Source organism: Yersinia sp. 2540 StPb PI (genome assembly GCF_052217165.1).
Lineage (GTDB): Bacteria > Pseudomonadota > Gammaproteobacteria > Enterobacterales > Enterobacteriaceae > Yersinia > Yersinia enterocolitica_E.
On record NZ_JAZGQC010000001.1, the window covers coordinates 3,135,057 to 3,161,435 of the forward strand.

Below are 26,379 nucleotides of genomic sequence, written 5' to 3' on the forward strand. Positions count from 1 at the left end.
GCGACAGTGACCCAACAGGCGGTTATCATTATTCCGCCAGTCTATGGTTGGGCAATGGAGTTGAAAATGGTTAGCTCGCTTTATGTCGTGTTGGGCGCACTGTTATTGATAAAGCTTTCATTTGATGTGGTTAAATTGAGAAACCAGTACCGGGTAGCTTATGGCGACGGCGGTTTTTATGAATTACAAACCGCCATCCGGGTACATGGGAACGCCGTAGAATATATCCCTATTGCTGTCATTTTGCTCATTATGATGGAGATGAACGGTGCTGAAACGTGGATGATCCATATCTGTGGATTAATGCTGATAGTTGGCCGTCTGCTGCATTATTATGGTTTACGCCATCGCGAAATTCGCTGGCGTCGCTCCGGGATGAGCGCCACCTATGTTTCTTTGGTATTAATGGTTATAGCTAATATTTACTACTTGCCTTGGGATCAGATTTTCAGTCTGACCTGATAGGCTTATCGCTTGTTCCGTTGCGAGGTCCCCATCGCCGGAGTTCTATTAGTCTGGGCGGCTGACTACCGCCTTCACGCTCATCTGTGTCTATCAGCTCTCTTCTCACGCATTATCACGCTAATGCGTTTGGTTTTCTGTTATAATATGCGCCTTAAATTTCTTGTTAATGCCAATGACAGTCATGCCAAATCGCGACACTCAATCTCAAAACGACGCACAACGCCATCCGGCTGGGGCTATCGAGCCACTGCGTGACAGCCTATTTGCTGCCCCTATTGCCAAGCTAGGTGACTGGACCTTCGACGAAAAAGTTGCTGAAGTGTTCCCTGATATGATCCAGCGATCGGTCCCTGGTTACTCCAATATTATTTCGATGATAGGCATGTTGGCGGAACGTTTTGTGCAGCCTCACAGCCAGATTTATGATCTCGGCTGCTCGCTGGGTGCGGCCACCCTGTCAATGCGCCGTAATATTAAGGCTGAAGGTTGCAAAATTATTGCCGTGGATAACTCGCCAGCAATGGTCGAACGTTGTCGCCGCCATCTTGATGCTTTCCGGGCGGAAACGCCGGTGGAGGTTGTGGAGTCCGATATTCTGGATATTCGGCTGGAAAATGCCTCCATGGTGGTGCTTAACTTCACTCTACAATTCCTTGAACCGGCAGATCGCCAGCGGCTACTTAACCAAGTGTACCAAGGGTTACGCCCGGGAGGTGCTCTGGTGTTATCCGAAAAATTCAATTTTGAAGATAACGATATTGGCGAATTACTGTTCAATATGCACCTCGATTTTAAGCGCGCTAATGGCTATAGCGAACTGGAAATCAGTCAGAAACGCAGCATGCTGGAGAACGTCATGTTAACCGACTCGGTTGAAACCCATAAACAACGCTTGCATCAGGCGGGTTTTGAACACGCAGAAGTCTGGTTTCAATGCTTTAACTTTGGTTCACTGATCGCCCTGAAAGCAGGAGAGGCGCAATGATTGAATTTGGCGATTTTTACCGGCTGATTGCCAAAGGACCGTTAAGCCCATGGTTAGATACCCTGCCCGCTCAGCTCAGTGCCTGGCAGCGTGAGTCGTTACACGGCAAGTTTAAAACCTGGTTTAATGCGGTAGAGCATTTGCCGTTACTGACACCGACCACATTGGATTTGCGTGACGGGGTACGGGCAGAAATGTCCCCCCCGATTTCTGCCGGTCAGCGGGAAGGGATGGAGAATATGTTGCGTGCGCTGATGCCGTGGCGCAAAGGCCCATTCTCGCTATATGGGCTGGATATTGATACTGAATGGCGTTCTGACTGGAAATGGCAACGGGTGTTACCCCATATCAGCCCACTGGCTGGCCGTAGCATTTTGGATGTCGGTTGTGGTAGTGGTTATCATTTGTGGCGCATGATTGGCGAAGGTGCCCATCTGGCCGTCGGTATCGACCCAATGCAGCTGTTTTTATGCCAATTTGAAGCTATTCGTAAACTGCTAGGGGGGGATCAGCGAGCGCATGTGTTGCCACTGGGTATCGAACAGCTGCCGGAACTGGCAGCCTTTGATACCGTATTCTCGATGGGGGTGCTGTATCATCGTCGCTCACCTTTGGACCACCTTTATCAGCTCAAAAATCAGTTGGTCAGCGACGGTGAACTGGTACTTGAAACCTTAGTCGTTGCAGGCGATAGCCAACAGGTGTTAGTCCCGGGTGACCGTTACGCTCAGATGCGCAACGTATATTTCATTCCATCGGCACCGGCATTGAAAGCCTGGTTGGAAAAGTGTGGGTTTGTCGATGTCAGAATCGCTGATATGGCGGTGACCACCACCGATGAACAACGCCGTACTGACTGGATGACCAGCGAATCGTTAGCCGAGTTTCTTGACCCACATGACCCGAGTAAAACGGTGGAAGGCTACCCTGCTCCCCTCCGAGCGGTATTAATCGCGCGTAAGCCATAATAAGACTGCCCCGGCGTAATTGGCCGGGGCAGTGTACAACGGTTGGCAGCGCGGTTGAAAGATCTAGGCACTTTGTGAGAGGGGGCGGCCCATCACTAATAAACTCTTCATTGCCTCAACAACATCACCATCAACACAATAATGGGCAAACTCATCAACATCACTGTCTGCACACATAGTGACGCCCGCTTTGCGATATTTCATCGTCGATGGGACCGCCCGCCCGGCAGAGCTGTGCAGCTCACGGATACCGGCATCAATAAACTTTTGCATATTCGTCAAACGAACCCCAGCGCCCGCCATGATAACCGGCCCTTTATCCTGGGTTGCAGCCAGCAAATCTTTTAATAACGCCAACCCCAGCTCAGCATTTGGCTGCTGGCCCGAGGTTAAAATCCGCGCCACATTCAGGTCAGTTAATTGCTGTAAGGCAATCATTGGGTTCTGGCACATATCAAATGCCCGGTGGAAAGTGACCGCCAATGGGCCACTGATGGACATTATCTCCCGCATCCGTGGCATATCAATGTGACCGTCGGTATCCAGTACACCAACCACTACGCCCGCAAATCCCATATCACGGATCCGCGCGATATCATTTTTGATGATTGCAAAATCATTATTGCTATAACAAAAATCGCCGCCTCGAGGCCTTACGATAGGATGCACCGGAATAGTAACAGTTTCATTGGCTTGCATTAATGTACCAACGCTGGGTGTTAAGCCCCCTTCGGACTGACCGCAGCACAATTCAATCCGGTCGGCTCCTGCCTTTTCTGCTATCTGCGCGCAATCCACGCTATAGCAACAAATTTCCAATATAGTCATTCTCTCTCCCGTTTGACGAACGCCACTGCGACAGTATCTATACCCGCTTACTTCCGGGCATATAAATAAGAACTAAATAATTTACCTGTTGAATAAATAGCGAAGATCGCTCTCAAGTAAAAACAGAAACTAATAAAACATACTTAAGCGTTTACTATGGCACTCATTTTAAATCTATGAGTAGATGTCAGTCACAGTGATAACCATAAGTGAAAGTCGCTATCAAAATAAATAACCCATTAACGTTAAATATTTTGCTCGCTGGCTATAATTTGCCGCAAAGTATAGGGATGGAACTTAATGGTTATCTCACCATCACTCACGGCCAGTGTCGGGTTGGCTAAGCGCTCATGTTCCCCTTGTGGAGAACTGAATTTCTCGCTGATACCCTCCGGTAATGTGGCTGGCAATAAAGCACGAGCGCGTGACCTCAAGGTATGCGGGTCCCCCGGCAAGACTAGCTCGATATGCTCCCATCCCTGATGGGGGTAATGTGTTTTCCCCGGATAGGGTAATTCCACGCAATCGATCAGCCATGGCCCAACCACCAGAGGTTGAGCCAAGTCGAACAGGCAAATCACCCGACCATTGATCAGTGTCTCGGACATCAAATCACCGCACTGCGCTAACCCACTGCGCCAACGTTGCGCGGTTTCGACTTGGTGGCAACGTAACGAAATATGATCAGCGCTAAATTGCATTAAATCCAAATTCAATCGCGTGGCGAAGCCAGCCAGTTTTTGCTCAAAGCATGGTAAGTCAGTAAATAAGTCCTGTAATTCGGCAATATCTTTCAGGCTACGCATCCGGCTCTCCTTTTGAATTGTTATTGCGGGCAGTAACGCGGCCATAATCTACCGTTATTACCGCTAATCAGCCATATTTAATCTAACCGTTTTGTTCTTTCGCATTCGCCATTGCTAATAAAATAACCGGTTAATCTATTTAGCCATGAGATTAGCGACAACCACTGGCCTGATGCTGACGCCGAGGGTCAAATATGGTATAAATCCTGCCATCTTGTGACTAACCCTCTGCCAGACGGCTCTGCCGGCCATCATTTTTGTGGTGAAAGGCTTTGGCCTTGTTTGAATTAACTGGCACAGAGATTTTCTTGTGCGTCATTAATCTGTCTTTTGTGCGTAATTAAGGTAACCCGGTGAATATTCAGGCTCTTCTCTCAGATAAAGTCAGCCAGGCGCTGATTGCAGCAGGTGCTCCAGCAGATAGCGAAGCTCAGGTTCGCCAATCTGCTAAAGCTCAATTTGGCGATTATCAAGCTAATGGCGTAATGGCCGTTGCCAAAAAACTTGGCATGCAACCAAGGCAACTGGCAGAAAAAGTCATCGAGCTGCTTGAACTTTCAGATATTGCCAGCAAAGTTGAGATTGCCGGCCCCGGTTTTATCAATATATTTCTTGACCGCCAATGGGTTGCCAGCAAAGTAGAGCAGGCATTGACCGCGCCGAAGCTTGGAGTTACTCCCGTTGAGCCACAGACTATTGTCGTTGACTACTCTGCCCCCAATGTGGCTAAACAGATGCATGTCGGCCACCTGCGTTCAACCATCATCGGCGATGCAGCGGTGCGCACTTTAGAGTTTCTGGGACACAATGTTATTCGCGCTAACCACGTGGGTGACTGGGGAACCCAGTTCGGCATGTTGATCGCCTATTTGGAAAAGATGCAGAACGAAAATGCCAGTGATATGGGCTTATCGGATCTGGAACTTTTCTATCAGCAAGCCAAGAAAACCTATGACGAAGATGAAGCATTTGCCCAACGCGCCCGCGCTTATGTAGTAAAACTGCAAGGCGGTGACGAGTATTGCCGCCAGATGTGGCGCAAGTTAGTCGATATCACCATGGCGCAAAACCAGATTGCCTATGATCGGTTGAATGTCACACTGACCAAAGATGATGTCATGGGTGAAAGCCTGTATAACGCCATGTTGCCGGGTATTGTTGCTGATCTGAAAGCCAAAGGGCTGGCGGTCGAAAGCGAAGGCGCAACCGTGGTCTATCTGGATGAGTATAAAAATAAAGATGGTGAGCCAATGGGCGTCATCATTCAGAAAAAAGATGGCGGTTACCTCTACACCACCACAGATATCGCTTGTGCCAAATATCGCTATGAAACCTTGGGTGCAGACCGCGTGCTGTATTACATCGATACCCGCCAGCACCAGCATCTGATGCAGGCCTGGACTATCGTTCGTAAAGCCGGTTATGTTCCTGAGTCAGTACCACTTGAGCACCATATGTTTGGCATGATGCTGGGTAAAGACGGTAAGCCGTTTAAGACGCGTTCCGGCGGCACAGTGAAGCTTGCCGATTTACTGGATGAAGCTATTGAGCGTGCCGGCAAATTGATTGCCGAGAAAAATCCCGATATGCCCGCAGATGAACTAAAGCAGGTGGTGGACGCCGTCGGTATTGGTGCAGTGAAATATGCCGACTTGTCTAAGAGCCGTACCACTGACTATATCTTCGACTGGGATAACATGCTGGCACTGGACGGTAACACGGCACCTTATATGCAATATGCCTATACTCGTGTGGTTTCAGTATTTAAACGTGCCGGTATTGACGAAAGCAACCTGACATTGCCATTGGTTATCACCGAGGACCGTGAAGCGGCACTGGCTACCCGTCTGTTGCAGTTTGAAGAGGTCATCACTACCGTGGCCCGTGAAGGCACACCACATGTGATGTGTTCATACCTGTATGATTTAGCAGGCTTATTCTCCAGCTTTTACGAACACTGTCAGATCCTCAATGCAGAAAGTGAAGAGATCCGCCAAAGCCGCCTGAAACTGGCGATGCTAACCGCAAAAACACTAAAACAAGGTCTGGATACTTTAGGTATTCAGACGGTCGAACGGATGTAATGGGCGATTATATCTAAAGCCGTTGCGCTGTAAAATGCAGGGCAGCGGCTATATCAGTGAAAAGGCACCCTTGGGTGCCTTTGTTATAATACCAGCCAGCAGATTAAATCACCGACCGCTAATTGCTCTCAGGGATGTCGGGTATCATAAACTCCCCGCTTGAATAATTGAAAATCCCACCCTGAATATTGTTATTTTTATTAGTATTATAGGGGGAGCGTATCAGTAACTGTTTCCCTGAAGCTTCATCAGAGATAGTGCCACGGGCAATACCCAATATTAAACATGAGGTATTAAAACATAAAAAAAAGCCCTAATAAGATATCGGGGCTTTGGTTAGATTATTTATTTAAAATATAATTATATCTTGATTGACTCAGGACGTTCTCCGGGCAAAATCCCGAACTTTAAATCCGAGTAATGCCAGCGCGGCAAAGTAGGCAATCACCCCGGCGGCAACGACAGCAGACAACCGTAACAAGCGATAGGCCATCCCCCCCACATCCCACGCAGGCATCACCCAGAGCAGCCCCAGCAACACGGCCGACATCACCACAACACCGATAACCAGCTTGGTTAGAAATACGGCCCAACCCGGTTGTGGCTGGAATATATTCTGTTTACGGAGCTGCCAATATAACAAGCTGGCATTAAGGCAGGCCCCCAACCCAATAGAGAGTGATAACCCAGCATGCTTGAGTGGCCCGATGAATATCAGGTTCATTACCTGGGTCAATATCAGTGTGATAATGGCAATTTTCACCGGCGTTTTAATATTCTGACGCGAGTAAAAACCGGGTGCCAACACTTTCACTACAATCAGCCCCATTAAACCAATGGAATAGGCCACTAACGCACGTTGCGTCATTGCCGCATCAAAAGCACTAAATTTACCGTATTGGAATAATGACACCACCAACGGTTTAGCTAAAATCCCTAATGCAACGGCACTGGGCAACGCCAATAGGAAACATAACCTTAGTCCCCAATCCATTAGTCGGGAATATTCATCATGATTGCCACTGGAGAAACTTTTTGCCAGTGAGGGCAATAAAATCGTGCCAAGCGCCACACCCAGCACCCCCGACGGAAACTCCATCAAACGGTCAGCGTAATACATCCAGGAAACGGAACCTGACACCAAGAATGAAGCAAAAATGGTGTTAATAATCAAAGAGATTTGGCTGACTGACACGCCGAGGATCGCCGGCCCCATTTGGCGCATAACCCGCCAGACCCCTGCATCACGCAGTGATAACCGTGGCAGCACCAACATACCAATCTTCTTCAGATGAGGGAGCTGATAGCCTAATTGCAGTACCCCGCCGACCACCACCGCCCAGGCCAGCGCCATGACTGGTGGATTGAAATAGGGTGCGGCAAACAGCGCAAAACCTATCATGCTGATATTAAGGAAAGTGGGCGCAAAAGCAGGAATAGAAAAACGATTCCAGGTATTAAGGATCGCCCCCACTAAGGAGGCCAGCGAAATTAGCAGAATATAAGGGAAAGTCACTCGCAGCAGCGCGGAGGTTAACGCAAACTTATCAGGTGTATCAGTAAAGCCGGGAGCCGTAATAAAAATCACCCAAGGCGCGGCCAACATCCCCAATACGGTCACTACCGCCAGTATCAGCGTTAACAGACCAGAGACGTAAGCAATGAAAGTGCGGGTTGCCTCCTCGCCCTGTTGACTTTTATATTCGGCCAGTATGGGGACAAAAGCCTGTGAGAATGCCCCTTCCGCGAATATCCGCCGCAATAGATTAGGCAATTTAAATGCCACAAAGAAGGCATCCGTTGCCATCCCGGCACCAAAAACCCGCGCCACTATCGCATCACGGGCAAAGCCTAATACGCGGGAAAACATGGTCATGGAACTGACGGCTGCCAGTGATTTCAGTAGATTCATAGGTTGTCTGATATGGGGTTCTGATCTGTTTTCCGATCTGTTTTTAATTCGCCGTAAATATCAACGCCTGCAATTAGCAGGCGTCGCTTCTACCCAATGGTTGAGGTACCGAAATTAAAGTGCCCCTGAAACGGTGTGAACACCGCCGCCAGTCTACGTATCCGGCGATGAATATCCATCGCAAGGTGTAACAAATTACTGACTTAGCCCGCTTTTTGCGCCATTTTGATCTGAATTATTGACTTATTGAACAGTATCCTGCTGTAAAATTTGCTCTATCATTCGCTGCGCATAAATAGCTTCGTCGCCCGAAACTTGTGGTGCCGTTTGGTTGCTGACTGCATCAATAAAATGATGCACTGCACCGGTAAAGCCTCGCAGGTCTAAGGTGGTTTGCCAACTGGCTACCGGCAAACTTATCACCTGCCCATCCGACTCCTGCTGCCAGTGGCTCATATTACTAACCTGATAACAGGCAGCCGTACTGACGGCTTGCACGCTTTCCCGCTGGGTCCCTGCGTGGCGGTGCATACTGGTAGTTATCAGACCATTGCCCGCTTGAAAATGGTGTTCTGCATACAGCATCTGTCCCAACGCATTTGTCTGAAGCGTTCCACTCAGGAGCTTTGCCGCTTCGCCACCAAGCCACAGAGCGGTATCCACCACATGCAGATAATCATCAAGCAAGGTAAAGCGCAGATCATTCGGCCCCACACTGTTCTGGCGATGTTTCTCCATCCGCAGCGATGCCGGGTGGATGACTTGTTGTTTCAGTTGTTGGTATAGCGGAGCAAAACGTCGGTTAAACCCGACCATCAGTGCCAAGTGCCGTTTCGCGGCCAGTGCTATCAATTGTTCGGATTGCTCGAGTGTTTCGGCCAGCGGCTTATCGACATAAACATGAATCCCGGCCTGCAACAGTTCACTGACCACCTTAAAATGGCTGGCAGTACTGCTGTGAACAAAAATAGCATCGCATTCAGCAGCTAACGTATCTAATCGAGAAAAATAGCGCATCCGATAGCTGTCACACACAGGTTGTGCTTTGATTTGATTGGGGGAGAACGCACCAACCAGTTGCCAGTCCCGTGCTTGAGTCAAAATAGGTAAATAGGCCTTTTGTGCAATACCGCCCAAACCGACAATACCAATACGTAGCTTTTTCATAGGATCCTTATTAATCATCCAACTGAATCAATACTTCATCCAACCGACGTGTCAGTGCGGCCACTTGCCGTTCAAGTTGGGCAACTCTCTCCTCAAGGGCGCTGCTTTCCCCTTCAGCACTCTCTGCTATTGCCGAGGCCGGGGCCACATCACCACTAAAAAGATGCATAAAGCGGCTTTCACGTTTACCCGGCTCACGGGCTAAACGCACCACAAATGGCCCATCTTCGCGGATGGCCAGTTGGTTCAATACCTCTTCTGTTTCAGTAACATCGGCAAACTCATACATCCGGTTAGTGCGAGTACGCAACTCTCCCGGTGTTTGTGCACCACGCAATAATAGTGTGGTAATCACCGCCAACTCAGCAGGGGAGAACTTTAGGTTGCCAAATTCCGAGTTGCAAAAACGGTGCTCGTACTTCATTACTCGGTTACCGCTCTGGGTGCGAATAAGGTGTTTTTTCAGCAAGAAATCCAGTGTCTGCTGGACTTCCGAATCGGATAGCTCCATCACCGGTTCGCGGTTGGTTTTTTGGTTACAAGCGACGGTCACGCCATTGAGCGACATCGGATATTGCTCCGGTGTTGTCACTTGTTTTTCTAGCAAACAGCCAATAACTCTGGCTTCCTGTGCATTTAAACTGTGTTTCATCCTGACCTCAGCGAGTTGGCGTCCATTCTTTATTAGTCAAAGCAGTCAGCACATGGTCGCGCCACTGACCATCAATCAGTAAATAATCCTTGGCGTAACCTTCACGCTCAAATCCAAGGCGTGTCAGTAAGTTGCCACTGCGATGATTGTGCGGCATATAATTAGCCATGATACGGTGCATCCGTTCCTGCCGCTGCATATAACGAATCAGCGGCTGCAACGCTTCAAACATTAAACCCTGCCCCTGCCAGCGCTCACCTAATGAATAACCCAGAAAACAGGCATGGAACGAACCTCGCAGTACATTGCTAAAGTTAGCCACTCCGCGCACTTCTTTCTCTTCTGGGTCCAGCAGAATAAAGTAGTAGGCGCTCCCCTGCTTTTGTAGCTCCATGATCATACCCAGCCGCGCCTGCCAACCGGAGGGCATGCAATGACTTTGATCGCGCACGGGTTCCCATGGTTTGAGAAATACCTGATTTTCAGCATAATACTCCGCCATGCGGTAGGCATCACGTTCATGAACCAACCGCAATGACATGCGGTCCGTCGTCAGGCGTATTTTAGGTGTTGCTGAATGATAGCCGAACATCTGCTCCCCTTGGGCTGCACTCTGTACTTAATTTAGCGACAATCTTTTACTTCAATATACCTGTTGCCCATACCCTGCGTAAAACCGCCCTTGCAAACTTTGCACACGAGGACACAATGAAATCACCTGGTTAAAGCGGTGAATAAGCATTTTATTATGAATAATCGATGAGGTAACGTATTGACGATAAAAAAATATTATCAATCTACCCCCTATCGTTTCTATCAATTTGGGTACAAACTATAAGCGTGTTTTTATTCCCTCCATATTTAATTTCTGACGGTGAAGCATGGCCTTGGTATCGCAAGCTCGGAGCTTGGGTAAGTATTTTTTATTGCTTGATAACTTATTAGTTGTGTTGGGTTTTTTCGTTGTCTTCCCACTCATCTCTATCCGATTTGTCGATCAACTGGGTTGGGCTGCGGTGCTCGTTGGCCTGGCCTTGGGACTAAGGCAACTTGTCCAACAAGGGTTAGGCATCTTTGGTGGTGCCATTGCCGACCGTTTCGGTGCCAAGCCAATGATTGTTACCGGTATGCTGATGCGGGCTGCGGGCTTTGCATTTATGGCAATGGCCGATGAACCTTGGATACTCCTGCTGGCTTGTGCGCTATCTGGCTTAGGTGGCACCCTATTTGATCCGCCGCGTACCGCTTTGGTTATCAAATTAACCCGCCCCCATGAACGTGGCCGTTTTTACTCCCTGCTGATGATGCAAGACAGTGCAGGTGCGGTGATCGGCGCATTAATCGGCAGTTGGTTGCTGCAATACGACTTCCATTTTGTCTGTTGGACTGGCGCGGTAATCTTCATTTTGGCTGCAGGCTGGAACCTTTGGTTGCTGCCCGCGTATCGCATTTCCACCGTGCGTGCGCCAATGAAAGAAGGTTTAATGCGGGTGCTACGTGATCGCCGCTTTGTAACTTATGTCCTGACGCTAACAGGCTATTACATGCTGTCGGTACAGGTGATGCTCATGCTGCCGATCGTGGTAAATGAGATTGCGGGGTCTCCTGCTGCCGTTAAATGGATGTACGCCATTGAGGCCGCGCTTTCTTTGACATTGCTTTACCCACTTGCTCGCTGGAGCGAGAAACGTTTTCGCCTCGAACAGCGCCTCATGTTTGGGCTATTAATCATGATATTAAGCCTGTTTCCGATCGGCTTGATTTCCCACCTGCAAACACTGTTTATGTTCATTTGCTTCTTCTATACAGGTTCAATTATCGCTGAACCCGCACGTGAAACCCTGGGGGCTTCGCTGGCCGACTCGCGCGCACGTGGCAGCTATATGGGCTTTAGCCGTCTGGGGCTAGCGTTGGGCGGCGCATTAGGCTATACCGGTGGCGGCTGGATGTACGATACTGGCCGAACGCTGGAAATGCCGGAGTTACCCTGGTTCCTGCTGGGCGTTATTGGGGTAATTACGCTGGCCGGGCTTTACTGGCAGTTTAATCAGCGCCGTATCGAGTCTGCCATGCTAAGCGGCAGCTAGCACTATTCTGTCGTTAGCACTAGCGCCAGAGTCGCCAAGCCTCTCTGGCATCTTTTTATTCTCTTTTCAAACCAACGTTGATTCGGGGTTATCCGATTGGCAGATGCCCCCCACCGCCGCATTATTGTCCGCAATCCTGAACCCTGGTTGAACAAATAGGGTTAATAATACAAAACAGTGGATTAACCGGTTACTATTGGCCTGTTTGTCTGGTTTGATGTGATGCGCCATCTGGTTTGTTTAGTAAATATTGCTATGAGGTTTTGATGAAGACATTAATGTGGGGCGCTGCTGCGCTGATTGTGACCACGACACTGGTCGGCTGTAACCAATTAACTCAATACACATTGAGCGAACAGGAAATCAATGAATATCTGCAAAAACACAATAACTATGAAAAGCAGATTGGCATACCCGGTCTGGTTGACGCCCACATTATCTTGACGCAATTGCAGAGCCAGATTGGCCGTACTGAGCCTGGTAAAGTGACCTTAACCGGTAATGCCAAAGTAGACATTACCTCGATCCTTGGCCCACAAAGTGCGGATATGACGCTGACACTAAAAGCGCAACCGATATTCGATCGTGAGAAAGGCGCTATCTTCCTAAAAGATATGGAATTGACTGATTATACCGTTAAGCCGGAAAAAATGGATTCAGTGATGAAAGCACTGACCCCTTATCTGAATCAGTCGTTGAAATCCTACTTTGATCAGCAACCGGTCTATGTGTTGGACAGTGAAAAGAGTAAAGCTGAAGGGATGGCGAAAAAGCTGGCAAAAGGTTTAGAAGTGAAACCAGGCCAGTTAGTCATCCCACTGACTGACTAGCTGCACTGCGAGGTTTACAGGCTATCGTCTGCTGCATCGTCACTGATACCAAATGTCATTGGCGTTGCAGTAAACGAATGACAAATCGGTCGGGAACCGGTTTGAACAGTATTTATGCTAGCTCGCAGTGTGAGCCTCAAAGAATGAGGCTCATTAATCCAACCAGGGTTACTTAAGTCGGCAGAGTATCTTCAGACAACTCATCCCACATTGCCTGTAACGCTTCGCGGCTCAACTGAGCCAACGTCCGATAAAAGCCGGTGTTAGCGTGGGCCTCTACTTTGCCGAGAAAGCGACCACACCAGGGCAGTAAATAGTCGTTAAACAGTGCGGTTTGAGCCGCAATCTCATCCTCTGCGGCCTGGTCTTCCAGCCAAGAGGCAGCCAATAATAACCCGCCAAAATGATCAGTTGGCCCATCGCCCAGCGGCATCCCTCGTTGTTGCAAAAACGCTCTGACCTCAGCTTCTGGGCAAGCATCGTCATAATCGCTGCCATAAGGTGACACGCTACCATCGTCGCCGACGAACAACGCGTTATAATCAGCGGCCACCGCCTGTGGCTGATACTCTTGTTGCAAACGCGTCAGCAGCTCACCTTGTTCCAGTGGCCAGTGCTGCTCTAATTTACCCTGACTTATCAGCGCAAAAAGGGGGGCCAGTAGCGGATCTTGTGGTTGGCGATAAAATAGTGACCCAAGAACCCGGCACACCAGAGAGAAATCATTCATTTACATCTTCCTGTTTCTTATAAATATTTAAACCACAAGTGACAATGTCACATACTTTATATTATAAATCAGCCAACTCAGGGATTACCGGGCGGCCACGTTGCTCAAGGTAATTCAGTAACCGGCGCGGGCTAACATTCAAAATACGGTCTGGCGGGAAATTCACCTCAGCAATAATCCGCTCACAATGTTCGAAAATCCCCAATGAATAGGCAATATGGGAGTCAGAACCTAATGCCAACCAGCCACCGGCATCACGGACCGCTTCGGCAATCGCCCGGCAGTTCGCTTCGCTGCCCTTGCGTGAATGCGTAAAGGACGAGTTATTCAACTCCAACGCCACATTGTATTTTGCCGCTGCATCAGCAATAGCTGGAATATCAACAGGATATTTAGGATTACCGGGATGGCTGATGATGTGCACATTCCCTTGTGCCATGGCCGCAATCATTGCCTGAGTATTGGCGGCTTTGTCTTGAGGCGGGAATACAGGTTCATGGAAGCCGGCAATTAGCAGGTCGATGGCATCAAGCATCGGGCCGGTACAATCGATATCACCGTCCAAATTCTTAATATTGGCCTCAATACCGCGCAAAATACCCACACCATCTACCAACCGTGGCCAGACACGCATGTTCATAAAGTGCCAGTAATGCGGGGCATCAGCCATATCCGGGCCATGGTCAGTAATGGCAAACAGCTTAATATTTTTTAACTTAGCTTCGGCAATGTAATCGTGCAGGGTGCTGTAAGCATGGGTGCTGGCGATGGTATGCATATGTAAATCAACAGGATACATGACTACTCCACAAAGTCTTTTAAGGCAAGATGGCTTTTTTGCAGGTAAAGCATAGACTGCTAATGATAGCAGGAATTCTTCTCATCAACAGCGCTAAAGCCCTTACTTGCAGGGCTATCGCTATATCTCATCGAACCGAGTCAGTATGTAAATCAGTAACCTCGTACCACATCGACCAGGCCCGCTGGCACTCTCCCCGCTTCGATGGCTTGAATATTGGCAACTACCTGATCCATCGCTATCTCCGGCAGGGTTATCGCTGCAATATGCGGTGTAATAGTGATGCGTGGGTGACTCCAGAAAGGATGCATTGACGGTAAGGGTTCCTCAGCAAATACATCCAATGTCGCCGCTGCGACGCTCCCAACACTCATTGCAGTTAATAGATCACGCTCCAATAAATGTGCACCACGCGCAATATTGATCACATAAGCGTTAGCATTCAATTGTGAAAACAGCGATTGGTTCAAGATACCGACAGTTTCGGGCGTATTGGGCAGCAAATTAATCAATAATTGTGTCCCTTGCAGGAAAGTCGATAGTTTCTCTTTGCCGGCAAAACTGGTTATACCCTCAATCTGTTTTGGTGTACGGCTCCAACAACGCACGGTAAAACCAAACTCAGCCAATTTGTGGGCCACGCTTTTACCTAATACCCCCGCCCCAAGAATACCTATGGTAAATTTATCATGCTGATGCGGCTCCAGCGGTTGCCACACTTTCTGCTGTTGTTGCAGTTGATACTCATCCATTCGGCGGAAATATCGCAATACACTGGCTACCACATACTCCTGCATTTGCAATGACATACCAGAGTCTTCCAATCGTACCAACGGCACTCCGGTTGGCAATGTGCCCGGAGAGCGGCGCTCTTGATCCAAAATAGCATCGACCCCCGCCCCTAAAGCAAAAATGCCTTTCAGTTCAACACGTCTGGCGAGCATTTCCTGTGGTGGCTGCCAGACGAGAGCATAATCCGCCGGTTGTGTATCACCACGTCGCCACTGCCTGATTTTCGCCGTGGGCAAACGAGATTGTATGCCTGACAACCACTGTTTTGCTTCAAAAAACGGGTGATAAAAAATAATATTCATTATTTGCCAGCTCCTTGCGAAAGTACCTGATAGATTTCCGCGATTAACGGTCAGATGCAAGTGTTACCCGCAAGAAATGACGATGAAATCAGCAAACTGCTGTAACTTTAGCTAAACAGTAACAAAGCCAATATAAGAGGGTTGACGCTGGGCACACTTTTGCCTACATTACGCCGGTCGACCGCGTTTAGCGTAGTTGATAGCTGTAACACGGTGAGGTGTCTGAGTGGCTGAAGGAGCACGCCTGGAAAGTGTGTATACGTGTAAGCGTATCGAGGGTTCGAACCCCTCCCTCACCGCCATATTTAGTCTGTAGATGAACCTCGGTTTCTACGACAAACGAAGCGGCAATCGATAACATGTCTGGTTTCATACCTGAACCTGTTAACCCGATTGCCGTTTTTTTTCGCCTTCAGATAGCTTTATTTCCTGCCAAATGTCGTTTCAGACAGATACACCCTAAATAATTCGAGTTGCAGGAAGGCGGCAAACGAAATACAAATCGGTCGGGAATCGATTTGAACAGCATTTATGCTAGCCCGTAGGGTGAGGCTCATTAATCCCGATGGGCTTACATTTGTAAGTAATTCAGATTATTGAGCGTAGCCAACGCACATGCAGCTTTAAGTATGACGGGCATAAACATAATCACTTTATTAAATGCCTCTATTACTAATTGGTTTATTTCCAGTTCAATATTACATGTTACAAGATAAGGAATATTATAAATCCGAAATAACCCATATCGAGGTATCAAATGAAAAATAAGCGATTTTATTTTATTTCTTTACTATTGACCCTGTGTGTTAACTCCCTATCAGCCTCGCCGTTAATCGTTGCTCATCGTGCAGGAACAGCCGATTACCCAGAAAACACTCGACATGCCATCAGTAAAGCGTTATCAAATAACGCTGATATTATTTGGGTCTCGGTTCAACTCAGTAAAGATGGTGTTTTAGTACTCTATCGGCCCAAAGATTTGAGCGAATTGACTGACGGCAACGGCCTGGTTTCTGACCACTCTTGGCAAGAATTACAGTTATTAGATGCGGCCTATCACTTTAAAAGTGACGATCAGTATAAATTCCGCGGATGGGGAGTAAAGATCCCCTCACTACATCAGGTTTTATTATCATTCCCACAAACAAAATTCACTATAGATATTAAGTCTCCTGATGCAGATCCAAAAATAATAGCGAATGCCATAACAGAAGTGAGAGAAAATATTCTCTCACCTGACCGCATTGTTTTCTATTCTACTGAGAAAAAATATCTTAATGCGCTACCTGATTATATAAGTAAATTCGAGACACGTAATAAAACCCGTAAAATTTTAGCTACTGCGGTGATGGCAGATGAATGTATAATAGCCAAAAACAAGGGCAATTCATTTATTAGCAGCCAGAATAGACATTATGCCTTTGAATTAAGACGTGATGTAAAGGTCGTGGAGAAACTCACCTTGGGTAAAGGAACAACCCGGACCCAATTGGTTTGGAATCAACAGGCAATGGACTGTTTCAAGCAGAGCGAAGATGCAAAAATTTTGCTGATTGGCATAAACTCTGCAAAAGATTATCAACTAGCTAAAGATCTCGGTGCCGATTATGTGATGGTTGATTCACCTCTGCAGGCGAAAAATTGGCGTTAATTGCTTATAATTTGCCGGTGATTTACGCTATATGCATGCAGAATAACCAGATGAATGGCAACGGGTAAATACTGCTTGACCATCTGCCTGCTGGTCCCTATAGTACCGCCCCGTTGCCGTGCTTAGCGCGGTAACATAACGGTGAGGTGTCTGAGTGGCTGAAGGAGCACGCCTGGAAAGTGTGTATACGCGTAAGTGTATCGAGGGTTCGAACCCCTCTCTCACCGCCATATTCGAGCAAAAGGCTCTGACGAAAGTCAGAGCCTTTTTCGTGACTCCCACCAAGGTGTTTCTACAACTTACGGCGGTGCCTCTCTTTATCTATGCGGTCTCCCAATGGGGAAAATGGCATTAATCGGCTATAAACTACTTGATTGCGCCCTTGTTTCTTCGCCTGATAAAGTGCTTCATCCGTCATTTTTAATGCTTTTAGCATCGACATTCCAGGCAAATAAAGAGACGCACCAATCGAGATGGTGGCCTTTATTTTACGTCCGTCAGGTAAAACCACCGCAAGATTCTCAACTTGTTGGAGAATTCGCTCGGCAACCGCTTTAATCGTTTGTGGTTCATGGCGGCGGGTTATAACAATAAACTCTTCACCGCCATAACGGCCAACAAAATCCTCATCACGAATGATTGACGTCAACAGCTTCCCCACTTCTGTTAGAAGTAAATCACCACCGTCATGACCATAGCTGTCATTCACCGACTTAAAATGGTCCAGATCCAGAATCATTAAACCACACGCCTGGCGACTGTTGTGAATTGCCGTTAATCGATAATCAATACTTGCCCGGTTATTTAGCTGAGTTAATTTGTCAATATTCGCCCGGTTTTTCATCGAAAAATAGGCGGAGATATGACGCTCTTTAAAATTCAGTGCATGGTAGCAAATAGCCAAACAGAGCGCGGAAATCAGTTGATATACTATCACCTGGGCCCAGGTCAAAATATGCGGGGCAACTAATATAGCAACGACCATACGATAAATCGCAATAGCGAGGATTGCGGTATAAAAAATACGATTGCTTTTTCGCTCCCAGACTCGTGACAGTATGAGCGGAATAAATATTATTGTTATAAGAATATTGTCGAGGGTAAACCAGCCTGTGAAAGCAAAATTAATCAGCAATGCTGTCAAGCTACTTAACCAACCACCATAGAAAGTGACCAAAATAATCGGAATCAACTCGAAACTATAGAAAAACGCACCTGAAATCACCCACTGGTCCTGATTCAGATAAAGTGAAACCAGTCCCGATGCGACACCAAATAGAATACGTTTCCAGACATCCCCATTGTAAGAAAAAGCACTGTTCTTACTTAAGGCAAAATAACTGATTGAGAGCGTCGCATAGGTGACACAAGCATCTCGGTATAGTGTCGATAGAGATTCTAATTCGCTCATGGCGTAGCATTAATCCTTTGAATTCTCAGCGAGAATTTTGGCTGACATTGGTTTGTCTTATTGCCAACTAACATTAAGTAACGTTTTACGTCGAATATATTCATTGGAAATCCTAAATATTAAGCATGGTTAATAGTCATAGTTTCTAACTCAAATCTTAGCTGTGAGACAGGTTTTATTCCTGAATAATTTCATTATGGGACCAGTCCTTCAATTTATGTAACAAGATGTCGCCTAATCACCCGCTTTCGATTTCGCACACAGGATGCAGCCCTGGCTTGGATGCTTATTGTTCAATTTCCGATACTTGGGTCTAAAAGAAGGCGCTAGTGAGGATAATATCCACTTTTCATTTATTCAGGGGAGGAATGCACTGGTCCACCATGAATCCGTTCATTTAACCCTCTTTATAAAACCGACAGTTATCTGATTTTCCGACTGAGATTGATATACATCTAGATCTTAGTCACCTAATTGGCGTATCGTTGTGTTCTGCTACTCGAGACGGACCCTTACTGGCCCGCCATTTATTTTGTCTTTTCTTTATTTGGTTTGCACCTTAGATGAAAACGCACGGAATTAACGGCATTAGGCCGTTCAGCGCGCTTATTGACGCTTGCTGGCGAGAAACCTATACACTTCAAAGACTTCTCAAAGATATAATTGCCGGTGTCACTGTCGGTATCATTGCTATCCCACTGGCGATGGCACTGGCTATTGCCAGTGGTGTCCCACCACAATACGGCTTATATACCTCCGCTATTGCCGGTATTGTCATTGCGGTCACCGGCGGCTCCCGCTATAGCGTATCCGGCCCCACTGCCGCTTTTGTGGTTATTCTCTATCCGGTATCACAGCAGTTTGGTTTAGCGGGTTTACTTCTGGCTACACTGATCTCCGGTATATTTTTATTATTTATGGGCCTAGGGCGACTTGGCCGATTGATTGAATATATCCCGCTGTCCGTCACCCTCGGTTTTACCTCAGGTATTGGTATCACCATTGCCACCATGCAGGTGAAAGATTTCTTTGGCCTGCACCTGACAGAAGTGCCGGAAAATTATGCTGGTAAAGTTGCCGCGTTGGCTCAAGCAATGCCAACTATCAACCTCAGTGATACGTTAATTGCAACCGTCACCCTGCTGGTATTAATACTCTGGCCACGGTTAAAATTAAAGTTACCGGGTCACTTACCGGCATTGGTTGCGGGTACTGCCGTCATGGCGGTGTTATCCCTATTTGATCATCAAGTGGCGACTATCGGCTCACGCTTTGGCTATTTACTGGCCGATGGCACCCAAGGCCACGGTATCCCCCCCATCCTGCCGCAATTTGTCTTGCCGTGGAATTTACCTGCTGCCAATAGTCAGCCATTTGTATTGAACTGGGCAACCTTCTCTGCATTACTGCCCGCAGCCTTTTCTATGGCAATGCTGGGCGCAATTGAGTCATTGCTCTGCGCCGTCGTACTTGATGGTATGACAGGACAAAAACATCACTCCAACAGTGAGTTAGTCGGTCAGGGGCTGGGGAATATCATTGCACCATTCTTTGGCGGGATCACTGCGACTGCCGCCATTGCTCGTTCTGCGGCTAATGTTCGCGCAGGTGCAACCTCACCGGTGTCAGCCATCATCCACGCACTGTTGGTCTTACTGGCGTTACTGGTACTGGCACCGATGTTGTCTTATCTGCCTTTAGCTGCGATGGCGTCTCTGCTACTGATTGTGGCCTGGAACATGAGTGAGGCACATAAAGTCGTTGATCTCCTGCGCCGAGCGCCTAAAGATGACATTATTGTGATGTTGTTGTGCATGAGCCTGACCGTATTATTTGACATGGTGATTGCAATCACGGTGGGTATTGTGTTGGCCTCGCTGCTGTTTATGCGGCGCATTGCGCGCATGACGCGCCTGAGTGAGATACCCGCGACTGTTGATGAGCATACGCTGGTATTGCGAGTGAACGGGCCACTGTTTTTCGCTGCCGCAGAGCGGATATTTAATGAGTTACTCAGCCGTTGTGAGAATTATCAAACCATTATTTTGCAGTGGGATGCAGTACCGGTTCTGGATGCCGGTGGCCTAAATGCGTTCCTACGCTTCACAGAGGCGCTGGGCGAGCAACAACAGCTCGTTATCACGGATATTCCTTTCCAGCCGCTGAAGACGCTGGCAAGAGCCAGAGTGCAGCCCATTGAAGGCAAGTTGAGTTTTTATGGGTCACTGCCAGAAGCGCTGGAGGCTTTACGCGTAAGAGGTTAGTCCCTTTGAGTGAGTATGACGGTTTTCAAAAAAGGCAGTGTAGTTACCTACACTGCCTTTTCTTTATTCAAATATTACCGGCGAACACTTTTTACTTGCTGGTATCCAGCACCGGGAAACTCTTCACCAAATCATCGATAGCTTTCATCTGCACCAGGAACGGTTCTAGTTTGTCTAATGGCAAAGCTGACGGGCCATCACACTTGGCGCTGTTCGGCTCTGGGTGCGCTTCGATAAACAACCCTGCCAAACCAACAGCCATGCCAGCACGCGCCAGTTCAGCCACTTGAGCACGGCGGCCACCGGAGGCTGCGCCAAACGGATCACGGCATTGTAATGCGTGAGTCACATCGAAAATAACTGGATGACCGCCAGTCGCCTGGACCATAACGTTGATACCTAACATATCAACCACCAGATTGTCATAACCGAAGTTACTGCCGCGATCACACAAGATCACTTGATCATTACCGGCTTCTTTAAATTTATCGACAATATTGCCCATCTGCCCAGGACTGACAAACTGCGGCTTTTTCACGTTGATAACCGCGCCAGTGCGGGCCATAGCTTCAACCAAATCAGTTTGACGCGCCAAAAATGCCGGTAATTGAATAACATCAACCACTTCGGACACCGGTTTTGCCTGGCTGGCTTCATGCACATCGGTGATGATTTTGACACCAAACTGCTGTTTCAGCTCTTGGAAGATTTTCATTCCCTCTTCCAAACCGGGACCACGGTAAGAATGAATTGAAGAACGGTTGGCTTTGTCGAACGAGGCTTTAAACACATAAGGAATGCCCAACTTTTGGGTCACCGTGACATAATGTTCACAAATGCGCATTGCCAGGTCGCGCGACTCAAGCACATTCATGCCGCCGAACAGCACGAAAGGTAGGTCGTTCGCTACGTTGATATCGCCAATGCTAACCACTTTCTGTTTCATACTAATACCTTTATAAAGGGTAAATCGAGTTAATTACCACGGTTATGCCGCAAGACATGGCTACCATACAACCGTGGTATAAAAGAGATCAGTGCAATGTCACCCGCTGTTGCTCAATGGAGTGGATCTGCATTTTTATCATTTCAGCAATCGGATCTTCCGGGCACTGCTCAACAAAATAGCTTAAATCAGAGATGGCAATATGGTTGCAATCCAGTTGGGCATAAATCAAGCCACGGTCGCGGATTTCATAGGGGTCATCGGGGTCAAAAGCCAATACCGCTTCACTGGCACGCAATGCCAATTCCATCTGCTTCTCTTCCATTAATGCCGCTTTCAATGTATCAAGCATTTTACGCACAATCAGGGTATTTTCCGCTTCTTCCAGATCTTCATCTTCCAGTTCGGCGCTCAAACCCAGGTTGCCCTTAATCCACACTTCTAGCATATGTTCATTAAGTGTTTCACCGTTTAACGGATTAATCAGCCACATTTCTTCATCTAACCAATCAGCCCGAAGAATTAATTGAGTTGGAAAGATAACTGGCATCAAAGGTAGATCCAATTGATGGGCGATGTGCAGGAAAATGACGCCCAGCGATACTGGCGTCCCTTGGCGTTTATCCAACACTTTATCGAGCCAGATAGCGTCTGACAGGCGATAAACGCCACCAGCACCGCCAAATTTCCATTTACGGTAAAACAGATCAATAAGCACTTCTAATTGCTGATCCTGATTGAGATCGGCGGGCATCGCAGCCCGGGCATCATCAACGAGCTGTTGTAATTGGTTGCGTACATCAACCAGTGGAAAATTCTGTCGAATCTCCTGGGTAACCAATAACACCCCATCACACAGGGACGCGTTGTTAAATTCGAAATCAGCAATGCTACTCATAGATATCCCATCAGCAGTGGTAATTTAGTTGTTGCCAGTTTGACAATCAAATACAGGCAACCCAATGCGAGTATGAAAGCAAGCCAGCGACGATTCTGGCTGCGGGTTCGCTTACCTAATGCGACATAGCCAAGCAGGATATAGATAATAACGCCAAACAGCTTTTCAGTCAGCCATGTTCCTTGCGGACTGAAAGGGTAAAATCCAGTGATAAAAATCAGTACAATACCGCTGACAAATAGCAACGTATCATTGATATGTGGCGTTATTTTTACCCAGCGCTTATCCATCATAGCCGAACCGCGACATTTCCAAAAGAAACGTAATACAAACAGCGTAATACTGATAACCACTGTGAGTAAATGCAAATACTTCATGGCGATATAATCAACCCACATGACTCTCGCTTCCTTATCTATGTTAAATATTTATCGTTTTTTTTATTTGTTGCCGAATAAATGCCGCACAAAATCAGATTCTTCTTGATTAGCCGATCCATTGCCCCAAAGTAACACGATCATTATTACCATAATCTTTATGCGTCATTACAGCACTAAATCCGGCGTTTTTAAGTAATTTCTGTACTGCATCGGCTTGCTGCCAGCCATGCTCCAACATTAACCAGCCTCCCGCCTCTAAATAAGCCGGCGCACAACGGATAATCTCGTCCAGTGAAGCCATCCCTTCGGCAGGTGCGACGAGCGCACTGTGAGGCTCAAAGCGGACATCACCTTCGTTCAGATGCGGGTCATCAGCATCAATATAAGGAGGATTGCTAACAATCAGCGTAAATTGTCCGTCGACCGCGTCAAACCAGCTACTTTGCAGAAAATGTACATTATCTATGGCCAGCTTTTCTGCATTATGGCGAGCCAGTGCAACAGCGTCGGCTTGGATGTCCACACCCACCACAGCACAATCTGGCCGCTCACTGGCTAACGCCAAAGCAATAGCACCGGTACCGGTACCCAAATCCAAAATATGGCAAGGAGTGGCTGGCAGATGCGCCAACGCCTGTTCAACCAAACATTCGGTGTCAGGGCGTGGAATAAGAGTGGCGGAGGAAACACTGAGTGGCAATGACCAGAATTCGCGCTCCCCAACCAGATAAGCAATAGGTTCCCCCTGCTCACGCCGGGTTGCCAGTTGTTCCAATCGCTGTAACTGATCGGCTGTCAGCTTAGTTTCACCGAAAGCCAACACATAAGTACGCGCCTTTGCGGTGACAAAACTCAATAGAATCTCGGCATCGCGCTTGGGGCTGTCACTCTGACTGAAACGGGCTGCCGTTAACGACAGCCACTGCTGATAGTCCATTAATCTTGCTCTGACAACGCAGAGAGCTGGTCGGCTTGATATTCCTGCACAATCGGCTGAATCAGCATATCCAGTTTGCCTTCCATCACTTCATCCAGGCGATAGAGGGTCAGGTTAATGCGATGATCGGTCACTCGGCCCTGTGGGAAGTTATAGGTGCGATTACGATCAGAGCGATCACCTGAACCAAGCAGATTACGGCGCTCGGAAGCTTCCGCCAATTGACGCTTTTGCATTTCTGCGGCACGGATACGTGCACCCAACACCGACATCGCCTTGGCTTTGTTCTTATGTTGTGAGCGTTCATCCTGACACTCCACCACCAGGCCCGTTGGAATATGGGTGATACGGATTGCCGAATCGGTGGTGTTAACGTGCTGACCACCGGCACCAGACGAGCGGAAAGTATCAATACGCAAATCACCGGCATTGATTTCCGGCATCTCAGCTTCAGGAATGGCAGGCATTACCGCGACGGTACAGGCAGAGGTATGAATACGGCCTTGTGATTCGGTTTCGGGTACACGTTGCACACGGTGACCACCTGACTCGAATTTTAACTGACCAAACACCCCATCACCAGAGACCTTGGCAATCACTTCTTTATAGCCACCATGCTCGCCCTCACTGGCGCTCATGATTTCAACTTTCCAACGGCGTGCTTCAGCATAACGGCTGTACATGCGGAACATGTCACCAGCAAAAATAGCCGCTTCATCACCACCGGTCCCAGCACGAATCTCAAGAAAACAATCACGCTCATCATCAGGGTCTTTAGGGAGCAACAACACTTGCAACTGCTGTTCCAGCTCTTCACTGCGCGCTTTTGCTTCTTTCAGTTCTTCCTGAGCCATTTCGCGCATTTCAAGATCTTCCAGCATCATTTCTGCGGCTTCGAGATCATCTTGCACGCTGCGCCATTCTTTAAAACAGCGGGTGACATCCGTTAATTGCGCATATTCACGTGACAACGCGCGGAAACGGTCTTGATCGGCAATAACGCTGGCATCGCCAAGATACGCCAGCACTTCTTCGTGACGCTCTTGTAACGCTTCCAGTTTGGCAACAATAGAAGACTTCATCCGTGGTTTTAAACCCTGTAATTAGAGGAAACTAATGCTGATCCAGCCCAAGGCTGTCGCGTAATAATTGCAACCGCTCCATATCGCCATCGCTGGCGGCTTGCTGGAGGGATTTGGTAGGAGCATGAATCAGGCGGTTAGTGAGCTTATGGGCCAACTCATTCAACACTTGTTCTACATTGGCACCCTGCTCAATGGCGGCCAATGCTTTAGCGGTCATCTCACTACGAACCTGTTCGGCCTGAGAACGATAATCACGAATGGTTTCAACCGCCCCCTGCGCACGTAGCCAGGCCATAAAATTCATGCTTTCCTGCTGTACTATTGATTCGGCCTGCACCGCAGCGGCCTGACGCTGTGCCATATTGTGCTGAATAATCGCGTGTAGATCATCAACACTGTATAAATAGGCATTAGACAGTTTACCCACTTCCGGCTCAATATCCCGTGGTACGGCGATATCGACAAACAGCATTGGCTGATTGCGGCGGCTTTTCAGAGCACGTTCGACCATTCCCTTACCAATAATAGGCAATGGGCTGGCCGTTGAACTGATAATAATATCGGCATCGGCCAATCGGGCATCAATTTCCGGCAAAGTAATCACTTCGGCCCCCACTTCTGTCGCCAGCACTTGAGCTCGCTCACGGGTACGGTTAGCGATAATCATATGCTTAACTTGATGCTCACGCAGATGACGAGCCACCAGCTCAATGGTTTCCCCAGCACCCACCAACAGCACATTCAGTTCAGAAAGCGACTCAAATATCTGACGTGCCAGAGTACAGGCAGCAAAAGCAACCGAAACGGCACTGGCTCCAATATCTGTTTCTGTCCGAACCCGTTTGGCAACCGAGAAAGATTTCTGGAACAACCGCTCCAACTCGCCAGACAGCGATTGACCACGCTGAGATTCAGCAAAGGCCTTTTTCACCTGCCCCAAAATTTGAGGTTCGCCTAATACCAGTGAGTCTAACCCGCTGGCAACACGCATCAAATGACTGACGGCATCATTACCATGGTGCCAATACAGGCTTTTTTTCACTTCGTCCGGGCTGAGTTTGTGATAGGTACAGAGCCAGGCAATAAGTTGTTCATGCAGATTATCTTGCTGCTCTACGCTGAGATACAACTCAGTTCGGTTACACGTAGACAATACGACACCGCCCTGCACCAACGGCTGTTGGAGCAAGCTGACAAGCGCCTGGTCGATAGATTCCGGTGAAAAGTTCACTCGTTCACGTAAAGATACAGGCGCAGTTTTGTGATTAATGCCTAATGCAAGCAGAGTCATGAGAACGGCTTCGAGTAATACTGATGTTAGTATGGATTCTCGTCTGAACCGCATTCTACTTGATGCGCGGGTTCAATAAAAGTCACAGTGCAATATCCTAAGTATTATC

The 26,379-nt window shown here is 47.9% G+C and carries 24 protein-coding genes and 2 tRNA genes; 10 read left to right on the forward strand and 16 right to left on the reverse strand.

Features of this window, described 5'->3' with window-relative positions; genetic code table 11:
* Positions 1-66: 66 nt before the first annotated feature.
* From V1956_RS14295 to cmoB, 3 genes are all read left to right on the forward strand, one after another.
* Complete coding sequence (locus V1956_RS14295) at positions 67-462, forward strand: MAPEG family protein (RefSeq protein ID WP_083163679.1); 396 nt, start codon at positions 67-69, stop codon at positions 460-462.
* 184 nt (positions 463-646) lie between these two features.
* Entirely contained in the window at positions 647-1,450 is an 804-nt protein-coding gene (gene cmoA, locus V1956_RS14300) for a carboxy-S-adenosyl-L-methionine synthase CmoA (protein WP_102970419.1), read from the forward strand.
* A complete protein-coding gene (cmoB, locus tag V1956_RS14305) occupies positions 1,447-2,418 on the forward strand; it encodes a tRNA 5-methoxyuridine(34)/uridine 5-oxyacetic acid(34) synthase CmoB (RefSeq protein ID WP_372558915.1) in 972 nt (323 codons plus the stop codon). Before cmoA ends, cmoB begins: the two co-directional genes overlap by 4 nt.
* Positions 2,419-2,481: 63 nt before the next feature.
* On the opposite strand, the gene cutC is transcribed toward cmoB, so the two are convergent.
* On the reverse strand, positions 2,482-3,246 hold the full coding sequence (gene cutC / locus V1956_RS14310; RefSeq protein WP_083159007.1) for a copper homeostasis protein CutC: 765 nt from the start codon (positions 3,244-3,246) through the stop codon (positions 2,482-2,484).
* Between the two features lie 245 nt (positions 3,247-3,491).
* Complete coding sequence (locus V1956_RS14315; protein ID WP_372558914.1) at positions 3,492-4,052, reverse strand: VOC family protein; 561 nt, start codon at positions 4,050-4,052, stop codon at positions 3,492-3,494.
* Between the two features lie 353 nt (positions 4,053-4,405).
* Between V1956_RS14315 and argS the strand changes: the two genes are divergently transcribed.
* Positions 4,406-6,136, forward strand: coding sequence for an arginine--tRNA ligase (argS, locus tag V1956_RS14320; RefSeq protein ID WP_442825246.1), 1,731 nt, complete (start codon positions 4,406-4,408; stop codon positions 6,134-6,136).
* A gap of 376 nt (positions 6,137-6,512) precedes the next feature.
* Here the strand turns inward: argS and murJ are convergent, their stop codons facing one another.
* The 4 genes from murJ to rimJ all read right to left on the reverse strand — a co-directional run bounded on the left by murJ (position 6,513) and on the right by rimJ (position 10,459).
* A complete protein-coding gene (gene murJ, locus V1956_RS14325; protein ID WP_420074467.1) occupies positions 6,513-8,048 on the reverse strand; it encodes a murein biosynthesis integral membrane protein MurJ in 1,536 nt (511 codons plus the stop codon).
* A 243-nt stretch (positions 8,049-8,291) separates the two neighbouring features.
* Positions 8,292-9,233 (reverse strand): Gfo/Idh/MocA family protein, encoded by a 942-nt coding sequence (locus V1956_RS14330; protein ID WP_372558911.1) that lies wholly within the window; start codon positions 9,231-9,233, stop codon positions 8,292-8,294.
* Positions 9,226-9,867 (reverse strand): YceH family protein, encoded by a 642-nt coding sequence (locus V1956_RS14335; RefSeq protein WP_420071065.1) that lies wholly within the window; start codon positions 9,865-9,867, stop codon positions 9,226-9,228. The genes V1956_RS14330 and V1956_RS14335 overlap by 8 nt, the downstream gene beginning before the upstream one ends.
* Before the next feature lie 7 nt (positions 9,868-9,874).
* Positions 9,875-10,459 carry a ribosomal protein S5-alanine N-acetyltransferase gene (rimJ, locus tag V1956_RS14340; RefSeq protein WP_420071064.1) on the reverse strand — a complete coding sequence of 195 codons (585 nt, stop codon included), beginning with the start codon at positions 10,457-10,459 and terminating at the stop codon, positions 9,875-9,877.
* Between the two features lie 289 nt (positions 10,460-10,748).
* Between rimJ and mdtH the strand changes: the two genes are divergently transcribed.
* Together mdtH and V1956_RS14350 are read left to right on the forward strand one after the other, a co-directional pair.
* Positions 10,749-11,954: a multidrug efflux MFS transporter MdtH gene (gene mdtH, locus V1956_RS14345; protein ID WP_442825247.1), complete on the forward strand. Its 1,206-nt coding sequence runs from the start codon at positions 10,749-10,751 to the stop codon at positions 11,952-11,954.
* 266 nt (positions 11,955-12,220) lie between these two features.
* Positions 12,221-12,784 (forward strand): lipoprotein, encoded by a 564-nt coding sequence (locus V1956_RS14350; RefSeq protein ID WP_372558908.1) that lies wholly within the window; start codon positions 12,221-12,223, stop codon positions 12,782-12,784.
* Positions 12,785-12,956: 172 nt separating this feature from the next.
* Here the strand turns inward: V1956_RS14350 and V1956_RS14355 are convergent, their stop codons facing one another.
* From V1956_RS14355 to ghrA, 3 genes are all read right to left on the reverse strand, one after another.
* Positions 12,957-13,514, reverse strand: coding sequence for a TorD/DmsD family molecular chaperone (locus V1956_RS14355; protein WP_372558907.1), 558 nt, complete (start codon positions 13,512-13,514; stop codon positions 12,957-12,959).
* A 61-nt stretch (positions 13,515-13,575) separates the two neighbouring features.
* On the reverse strand, positions 13,576-14,313 hold the full coding sequence (locus V1956_RS14360; RefSeq protein ID WP_372558906.1) for a phosphatase: 738 nt from the start codon (positions 14,311-14,313) through the stop codon (positions 13,576-13,578).
* Between the two features lie 152 nt (positions 14,314-14,465).
* Positions 14,466-15,407, reverse strand: coding sequence for a glyoxylate/hydroxypyruvate reductase GhrA (gene ghrA, locus V1956_RS14365; protein WP_372558905.1), 942 nt, complete (start codon positions 15,405-15,407; stop codon positions 14,466-14,468).
* A gap of 212 nt (positions 15,408-15,619) precedes the next feature.
* Here ghrA and V1956_RS14370 point away from each other — a divergent pair.
* The 3 genes from V1956_RS14370 to V1956_RS14380 all read left to right on the forward strand — a co-directional run bounded on the left by V1956_RS14370 (position 15,620) and on the right by V1956_RS14380 (position 17,288).
* Positions 15,620-15,709: transfer RNA gene (locus tag V1956_RS14370), tRNA-Ser, on the forward strand.
* 455 nt (positions 15,710-16,164) lie between these two features.
* Entirely contained in the window at positions 16,165-17,058 is an 894-nt protein-coding gene (locus V1956_RS14375) for a glycerophosphodiester phosphodiesterase family protein (RefSeq protein WP_372558904.1), read from the forward strand.
* A 140-nt stretch (positions 17,059-17,198) separates the two neighbouring features.
* Positions 17,199-17,288: transfer RNA gene (locus V1956_RS14380), tRNA-Ser, on the forward strand.
* Between the two features lie 62 nt (positions 17,289-17,350).
* Here V1956_RS14380 and V1956_RS14385 read toward each other — a convergent pair.
* Positions 17,351-18,469 (reverse strand): GGDEF domain-containing protein, encoded by a 1,119-nt coding sequence (locus V1956_RS14385; RefSeq protein ID WP_420074469.1) that lies wholly within the window; start codon positions 18,467-18,469, stop codon positions 17,351-17,353.
* Between the two features lie 563 nt (positions 18,470-19,032).
* Between V1956_RS14385 and dauA the strand changes: the two genes are divergently transcribed.
* On the forward strand, positions 19,033-20,733 hold the full coding sequence (dauA, locus tag V1956_RS14390; protein ID WP_372558902.1) for a C4-dicarboxylic acid transporter DauA: 1,701 nt from the start codon (positions 19,033-19,035) through the stop codon (positions 20,731-20,733).
* A gap of 91 nt (positions 20,734-20,824) precedes the next feature.
* Here dauA and kdsA read toward each other — a convergent pair whose 3' ends face one another.
* From kdsA to hemA, 6 genes are all read right to left on the reverse strand, one after another.
* The gene (gene kdsA / locus V1956_RS14395; RefSeq protein ID WP_005185168.1) at positions 20,825-21,679 is read right to left on the reverse strand and encodes a 3-deoxy-8-phosphooctulonate synthase; all 855 of its coding nucleotides are present in this window, start codon (positions 21,677-21,679) and stop codon (positions 20,825-20,827) included.
* Between the two features lie 88 nt (positions 21,680-21,767).
* The gene (gene sirB1, locus V1956_RS14400; protein ID WP_372558901.1) at positions 21,768-22,577 is read right to left on the reverse strand and encodes an invasion regulator SirB1; all 810 of its coding nucleotides are present in this window, start codon (positions 22,575-22,577) and stop codon (positions 21,768-21,770) included.
* Positions 22,574-22,975 carry a SirB2 family protein gene (locus V1956_RS14405; RefSeq protein WP_005185164.1) on the reverse strand — a complete coding sequence of 134 codons (402 nt, stop codon included), beginning with the start codon at positions 22,973-22,975 and terminating at the stop codon, positions 22,574-22,576. Before V1956_RS14405 ends, sirB1 begins: the two co-directional genes overlap by 4 nt.
* A gap of 88 nt (positions 22,976-23,063) precedes the next feature.
* Entirely contained in the window at positions 23,064-23,894 is an 831-nt protein-coding gene (prmC, locus tag V1956_RS14410) for a peptide chain release factor N(5)-glutamine methyltransferase (protein ID WP_420074470.1), read from the reverse strand.
* A complete protein-coding gene (prfA, locus tag V1956_RS14415; RefSeq protein ID WP_005185162.1) occupies positions 23,894-24,976 on the reverse strand; it encodes a peptide chain release factor 1 in 1,083 nt (360 codons plus the stop codon). The genes prmC and prfA overlap by 1 nt, the downstream gene beginning before the upstream one ends.
* A 31-nt stretch (positions 24,977-25,007) precedes the next feature.
* Positions 25,008-26,270, reverse strand: coding sequence for a glutamyl-tRNA reductase (hemA, locus tag V1956_RS14420; protein ID WP_083159026.1), 1,263 nt, complete (start codon positions 26,268-26,270; stop codon positions 25,008-25,010).
* Between the last annotated feature and the right edge of the window lie 109 nt (positions 26,271-26,379).